A 1,927-nucleotide genomic window follows, 5' to 3' on the forward strand; every position below is an offset into this window, starting at 1 on the left:
CGCACGGGCTGCTGGGGCGCGGCGAGGTCGTCGGCGACCGGATCGCGGTGTTCGCCCGGCATCTGCGCGGCCTCGCCGCCCACACGCCGCGCCGCCTCGCGGATCCCGCGACGGCCGCGCTGGTCGTGCGGGCGACGCGTCCGGCGGCACGCAATTCGGGCATCGGGATGGGCGTGGACGACACGCCTCCCGGGCTGCCCGATCTCGGCTGGTCCCGGCACCTGGCGGCGGCGCCGGACGTCCGCGACGTGGACGCCGACCACTACGGCCTCCTGCGGCCGCCCGCCCTCGGGCGGATCGCCGCGCACCTGAACGAGGCCCTCGACCGCATCGAATCCTGACGAACCGAATCCTCACGTACCGAATCCTGACGAACGGAACCCTCCACCATGAAAGCCCCCTTCGCGGGCGCGATGGCGCTCGCCCTCGGACTCGTCCTCGCGGGTTGCGGCGGCTCGGGCGGCGACGCCCGGTCGTCCGGCGGCACCCTGCGGTACGTGGCGGTCGGCGCCCCGGCGACCGCGATCCACGACCCGCACGGCGGCATCGGCAACCAGTCCGACCTGACCCGGTTCGCCCTGCTCTACGACGTCCTGGCGAAGCCCGGCGCGAACGGCGAGACCGAGCTGCGCCTCGCCACGTCCATCGAACCGGACGGCGACGACCTGACCTCCTGGACGGTCGAGCTCCGCACCGACGCGGCGTTCACGGACGGACGTCCGGTCCGTGCGGCCGACGTGCTGTTCTCGCTCCGCCGCATCCACGAGAAGGCTGCGGAGAACTTCGGCCGCATGCAGATGTTCGACCTCGCGGCGTCGAAAGCCGTCGACGACCACACGCTTTCCCTGAAGACCGTCCGTCCGTATGCGGAGGTCCCGCGCGCGCTTGAGTCGGTGACGTTCGTCGTGCCCGAGGGCACCACCGACTTCAGTCGTCCCGTACCGGGGTCGGGTCCGTTCAAGATGGCGGGCGGCACCGCGCAGAACGCCGTCCTGGAACGCAACGACGGCTGGTGGGGGCCGACGCCGCCGTCGAGCCGCATCGAGATCCGCGCGGTCCCGGACCCGCAGGCCCGCGCCCAGGCGGTGATCTCCGGGCAGGCCGACGTCGCCGGGAGCATCTCCCCGGCGACCGCGAAGCAGGTCGCGGACGACACGAAGCTGCAGGTCGTGCACCGTCCGGCGGTCACGATGTACCCGTTCGTCATGCGGCTGGACACCGAGCCGTTCGACGACCCGAAGGTCCGGACGGCGATCAAGCTCGCGGCGGACCGGCGGGAGCTCCTCGACAAGGTGTTCCTCGGCTTCGGGAAGATCGGCAACGACCTGCTGACGCCCGCCGACCCGTCCAGCCCCGCGGACGTCCCGCAGCGGGAGCGCGACATCGCCCGCGCCGAGGCCCTCCTCGCCGAGGCCGGGCACCCCGACGGGCTCGACCTCACCCTCGCGACCACCACCTCCTACCCCGGCATGGACACCGCCGCGACGCTCCTCGCGCAGCAGCTCGGCGAGGCCGGGATCAACGTGAAGGTGGAGAACGAGCCGCCGGACACCTACTGGACGGACGTCTTCGCCAAGAGCCCGTTCTACACCGGTTTCTTCGGCGGCATCCCGTTCACCGACGTCGCCCGCGTCTCCCTCCTCGGCGACGCCCCCACCAACGAGACCGCCTGGAAACGCCCCGAATGGGACGAGGCGTACCGCGCGGCCATGGGCGTCCGGGACGACGCGGAGCGGCGGCGCCGACTCGGCGGACTCCAGCGGGAACTGCGCGACGAGGGCGGCTACCTGGTGTGGGCGTCGGCGACGGCCTCGACCTCGCCGCCGCCGGGGTGACCGGGCTGCGACCGGCGCCGGGTTCGGCAGCGTGTTCATCGACCGGGCCGCCCGGTGACCGTCCGGACGGCCGGGGCCGGGGCCGGGGCCGG

2 protein-coding genes are annotated in these 1,927 nt (G+C 73.5%); both read left to right on the forward strand.

Translation table 11 applies throughout. The annotated features are described in order from the left end of the window. The coding region (locus tag BJF79_RS56490; protein WP_262403208.1) for a hypothetical protein at positions 1-341 on the forward strand (341 nt) is incomplete at its 5' end. Positions 342-389: 48 nt separating this feature from the next. Next, entirely contained in the window at positions 390-1,835 is a 1,446-nt protein-coding gene (locus tag BJF79_RS38680; RefSeq protein ID WP_262403209.1) for an ABC transporter substrate-binding protein, read from the forward strand. The last annotated feature ends 92 nt before the right edge of the window (positions 1,836-1,927 follow it).

It is taken from the genome of Actinomadura sp. CNU-125 (assembly GCF_001942465.1).
In the GTDB taxonomy this organism is placed as follows: domain Bacteria; phylum Actinomycetota; class Actinomycetes; order Streptosporangiales; family Streptosporangiaceae; genus Spirillospora.

Excerpts from the sequence above, each read along its gene's own strand:
- BJF79_RS38680 (WP_262403209.1), top strand. The coding sequence starts at position 390 with ATGAAAGCCCCCTTCGCGGGCGCGATGGCGCTCGCCCTCGGACTCGTC.